Here is a 5,087-nt window from a genome sequence, read left to right as displayed (position 1 = left end):
CGTGTGATGGGAGACTATCAAGCACGGTTCTGTGAGAGGCTTAGGGTGAAATTCCCTTTGCCTACTCGACTAGCCAAACGTTGGGTAGCATTTAATTCGAGACGCAAAAAAATAAATGAAAAATCTAATCATAGGAACAGTTTGGATTGTAACAGGAATCGCATTTATCGTTTCAGGACTATCTGCTTATTGGCAATATTCCACCTCAGGAATAATGTGGTTAATTGTTATCCTAGAAATTATTCAAGTTAAAAGGATTGCATTAGGATTGATTTCATTGTTAATTGGGATTCGTTTGGTAAAAAACAAAAACATCATAAAAGACCTGATTTCTTTAAGTACGTGGTTATTAATCTTAGAAATAGGAATTCTACTTTTTGAATTGATAAAATGGCAAAGCACTCATTTAGTGCAATATTCTTTATCTAGTTTGATTATCGTGATTCTATTACTTATATCATTTAAATATAGCACACAGATTAAAGACAGCGTAGAGTTCAATAGCATTGTAAAGAGACAAACAAAACGCAATATCCTGATTGGTATTATTTTATTTGGAGTAGTGTGGTTGCTTTCATCGGTTATTGATTATGCATTCATTGAATCATTGAGAAATAAATAAAAACAAAAAACGCTACCCAACACGCTGCACATAGCGCATTTCGGGATTCGAGCATTTTGAAAAGTCCGTAGCTTCGGCAACCATCGCCAAATCGTTGATTTGGCTTATAAATGAAAAGTTAAAACAAATACAACGCTTTGGCTCAGCTCAATTTGGAAAGTTTGTAAGGATAAAACCCCTCACGACGCCATGCAGCGAGACCGTTGGTGGCAAGCAAATTACAAGATGTTTATAATCCTAATAAAATAAATGAAAGAATTACTAGAATTAGAAAAAAGCTACGACGAGCTTCCAGAGGAATCAGAACCAGAAACAATTATTAAATTCTTTGAAGATAATTCAGATGTATTTTTGTCCAATGAAAACATGGATGTTTCTGATGTTCTGCATATTTACACGGATTATCTCTATTTTTTAGGCATTAAATCAAGGTATTCAAAAGTGATTGCTGTAACAGAAGAAATGGAGAAACGTGATTACATTAAACATCAATTAGAAAATGACAAAGACTTTAATATGGACTTTGTTTTCTATAAATCAGCATCTCTTAGCAGAAGAAAACGCTATAAAGAAGCTTTGAAAGGGTTCAAGCAGTTAATTCTAATTGACCCACAGAATGAAGACTATAAAGATTGGTATATTGAAACGAAGAGAAATATTCTACATATTTTACTTAATTATCTCATGTTTGGAAGTATAGGATTGGCACTATTAGCTATTATAATGCCAATATACTTTTCTATATCCGTTCCTAAGGGAGTTATACATGTGTTTGAGGGAATCTTTTTCTCAATACTTGCTTTTAAGATTATTGAAAACCTTGTGCGAAAAAAATAAAAGCCAGCCACCAACAATGGCTAATAAAGCATAAGTGAGCCGACTCATTTTGGTTGGTTCGTAGCTTCGGCAACCAGCGCCAAATCGTTGATTTGGCTTTTGAAATGAAAAGATAAAAACAAATACAACGTTTTGGCTTCGTGGAATTTGGAAGTGAGTACGGTTAATATTCACTTACGCTTCATAGCCTGACCGTTAGCCCCTATACTCCCATAGCGCACAGAAAAATATAGTCAGCAACGACTTATGCATTTTGGTTTAGGCTATATTTTGTATATGTGTAACTTTAAAGTTACCTTTGCAGTATGAATAGAGTAAGAGAAGTAATTGCATATAGGGATTATTTTGAGGACTTTTTGAAAAGCCAAACGGTTAAAGTTCAGGATAAAATATTCAAAGTCATTGAAATAATTGAGACTTATGAAAGAATACCGTCTCAGTATCTTAAAGCAATTACAGGAACAGATGGACTTTATGAAGCACGAGTAAAATTAGCTTCAGATATTTGGAGAGTCTTTTGCTTTTTTGACAAAGGAAAATTGGTGATTCTGCTTAATGGATTTCAGAAGAAAACACAGAAGACACCTAGGAAAGAAATTGAAAAGGCAAAAAGGTTAATGAACGAGTATTTTGACGAAAAAAGAAAGGGTGAATAATATGAAAACGAAAAGTTGGTCAGAAATAAAGAATAATGTGTACGGAGAAAAAGGGACAGAAAGACGTGACGAACTGGAACGTGATTTTGAATCCTTTAAAATTGGACTTTTATTACGTCAAGCAAGAGAGGAAAAGCATTTAACACAATCAGAACTTGCAGACCGAGTAGATAAAAAACGCACATATATATCACGAGTAGAAAATAATAGTAGCAACCTGACTTTAAAGACCCTTTATGACATTGTCGAAAAAGGATTAGGTGGGAAAGTTAAGATTCAAATTGAGCTCTAAGAGTTCAAGTACAGGGGCTAACAATAGCTTATAAAGCAAAAGTGAGCCAACTAACTTAGGTTGGCTCCTAGCTTCGGCAACCTCCGCCAAATCGCTGATTTGGCTTTTGAGAGTATAAGATAAAAACAAAATCAACGCTTTGGCTACTTCGCATTTTGATAGGTTAATTTGGTATCATTTCACTTTCGCTTCATAGCCGCGTCCGTTGTACCTCATTTAGAAAGTATGGATAGAATAGAAATTTATACTAGTAAGAAAAAGTCAATTTTGATTTTGATTGGCTCAATAATTTTTGTTGTTGGAGGTATTTTATTTGTCGCTAATCCTGAAAGTTTTTTAACAATAAGAATGCAGAGTCCTGATATTATTAGAATTATTGGAGTTACTTCCGTTCTATTTTTTGGACTTGGAATATATGTAGGAATTAAGAGGACGATAAAATCTGAAATTGCACTAATAATTGACAGCAATGGACTAAATGTAAATCCTAAAAAATCGCTAAACGAATTTATAGACTGGAAAGATATACTAGGATTTAAAGAATTAAAGATTCATAGTCAAAGAATACTGATAATTGTTGTGAAAAATCCAGAGAAATGGATAGAAAAAGAAACAAATACATTTCGGAAAAAATTAATGAATTTTAATCTAAGTAATTATGATTCACCATTCAATATATCAGCAGCAGGACTAGATATTAGTTTTGCGGAATTGCATGAGGCATTAAATAAATACTCTAAAAAAGATAAAAACGAGGTACAACACGCCGCAAATAGCGCATAGCAGGGCTGGTGGGGTTTTGGTCGTGCAGATTCCCGCCTCGATAGTCTCGTCCTCTCGGACGGACAATCTCAACGCAAATCTGCTACAGCGCCATGCGGCCAACCGTTGCATACCATTAAAAACAAAACCTACAAAAAATGAAATCTATAATTGTTTGTTCTTTTCTATTACTAATTGCTAGTTATGCGATTAGTCAAGAGTATATGTTTTCAGATAAAATTGATTTAAAAGGTTCTCCACAGCAAATCGTACAGTAAACTTGGAAAATTTCGTTGCAATATTGCAACAAATACACACACTCCCCTGGTAGCCATTTGGTTGTGATTTTCACCAGACTTAAGTGCAGTAAAAATGATTATTCAAGCAGCATGCATTTTCCACCAAGCTGTTAAACGCCTTTAATTCCAAACCAATGAACTCCTGAATTAAATTTCCATCTGGTGCAACAATAATGGTATTTTAACAGCTAGTACAAACTGTTTGACTGTTAATGATTCTTTTTTGTTGAGCTTGTTTTATTTTGATTTTCCATTCGTTAGGTGCTGGTTTTCTACCGATGTATGCTTCATAAGGCGTTAAGCCTTTCAGTACATTGTGAGGACGTTGAAAGTTATAATCGGTGATTACGACCTGCAGTAACTTACGTAGCTGATTAATATCGCTATATTGATGCTTAAACAAGTATTGGTACTTAAGGAGCTTGTTCTGTGCTTCTATTAATGAATTTGAAAAGGGTATGTCTTTCAAAGCTATCAATTTAGAGATATTAACCTCTTCACACAACACAAAATCATTTACTTCTTTATTATTATTTTCAGGGCCACCATCAAGAATTAACTGAATCTTCATTTGTTTTGATGTTACTATTTTGTAGGCTTCTTTAATGGTTTCTACACGTATCTTACCGGACACTGCAGATTCCACCCTCCAGTTAATGATGTACTTCGAATAATTATCCATTAACAGGTAAACGTAATTTTTTAACCCATCCAGACTTTTGACCACAGTAATGTCTGCATGCCAAAATTGATTGGGTTTAGTTGCAGTAATACCTCTTGGATATCTCTTTTTCTTTGGTGGCCGAGGGCGGTTAATACCGAGTTTACGGAGGTACTTATACCAGGTTGATAACGAAACAAACAACTCATTTTCACGCATCGCATACCAGGCCAAAGAACATACTGGCCAAAAACGAAACTGCGGATTAAGTGCCAAATTCTTCATGGTGCTCACTTCATCTATAGTCAGTTGCTGAGGAAACCTCTTTTGGCACAAACTAAATGCTGACTGATTGCATTTATGAAGCACCTTAGTTTTCCAATAGTAAAAGACAGAAGTAGGAATTCTAAAAATCCTAAGCACTAAATTGTAGTCAACCAAATGTTTGTATCTCAATAATGTGTGAACAAATTCTTCCTTTTTATCTTTAAGGGTCAAACCCGCTGCTTTTGATGTGGATAAAATGAGGCTTAATGCCAAGGCCAGCCTGAGGTAAGAACTCATTATCTGATGGGCTTCTTGGCGGGATAAGAATTTGTTTAAAGTTTCAATTTCAGAAAGCTCAATGCTGGTGTATTTTCTATCTGGCTCTTGCTTCCATCGCCAGATGGTTGAGCGATCAATTAATGAATTGTAATGCATTGGCAATTTATCTGCTTTAGCTAACAGTTTTAAAGATGTATGGTAGGATCTGTATTTTCTCATAAAGGTGCAAGAGGTTTTCAACATATTAAGATGTAATATTTTATCGCCTTTTATCCGGACTCTGTTCAGGAAAAATAATCACATTCATCATTTCTCTTAATCGGCTACGGATACGTTTTTGTTTTTAACCGCTTTAAAAACTGGACCACTTTGTAGCACATGAAAAGTGAAACAAAATGGTAGAAGAAATCAT

General features: G+C 34.6%; 6 protein-coding genes. 5 read left to right on the top strand and 1 reads right to left on the bottom strand.

All coding sequences use genetic code 11. The annotated features are described in order from the left end of the window. Window positions 1–115: 115 nt before the first annotated feature. From JIV24_RS21810 to JIV24_RS21790, 5 genes are all read left to right on the top strand, one after another. A complete protein-coding gene (locus tag JIV24_RS21810) occupies window positions 116–622 on the top strand; it encodes a hypothetical protein (protein ID WP_200467204.1) in 507 nt (168 codons plus the stop codon). A 249-nt stretch (window positions 623–871) separates the two neighbouring features. After that, window positions 872–1,459, top strand: a complete 588-nt coding sequence (locus JIV24_RS21805; RefSeq protein ID WP_200467203.1) for a hypothetical protein — start codon at window positions 872–874, stop codon at window positions 1,457–1,459. A 305-nt stretch (window positions 1,460–1,764) separates the two neighbouring features. Next, window positions 1,765–2,115, top strand: coding sequence for a type II toxin-antitoxin system RelE/ParE family toxin (locus JIV24_RS21800; protein ID WP_200467202.1), 351 nt, complete (start codon window positions 1,765–1,767; stop codon window positions 2,113–2,115). 1 nt (window position 2,116) lies between these two features. Then, window positions 2,117–2,407: a helix-turn-helix domain-containing protein gene (locus tag JIV24_RS21795; RefSeq protein WP_200467201.1), complete on the top strand. Its 291-nt coding sequence runs from the start codon at window positions 2,117–2,119 to the stop codon at window positions 2,405–2,407. 225 nt (window positions 2,408–2,632) lie between these two features. Further along, on the top strand, window positions 2,633–3,190 hold the full coding sequence (locus JIV24_RS21790; RefSeq protein ID WP_200467200.1) for an STM3941 family protein: 558 nt from the start codon (window positions 2,633–2,635) through the stop codon (window positions 3,188–3,190). Between the two features lie 459 nt (window positions 3,191–3,649). On the opposite strand, the gene JIV24_RS21785 is transcribed toward JIV24_RS21790, so the two are convergent. Then, window positions 3,650–4,894, bottom strand: coding sequence for an integrase core domain-containing protein (locus tag JIV24_RS21785; RefSeq protein ID WP_200467199.1), 1,245 nt, complete (start codon window positions 4,892–4,894; stop codon window positions 3,650–3,652). Window positions 4,895–5,087 lie beyond the last annotated feature (193 nt).

It is taken from the genome of Carboxylicivirga marina, from assembly GCF_016612505.1.
Taxonomy (GTDB): domain Bacteria; phylum Bacteroidota; class Bacteroidia; order Bacteroidales; family Marinilabiliaceae; genus Carboxylicivirga; species Carboxylicivirga marina.
The sequence above is the reverse complement of the archived record's forward strand: the minus strand, read 5'-3'. Positions and strand labels throughout refer to the sequence as shown.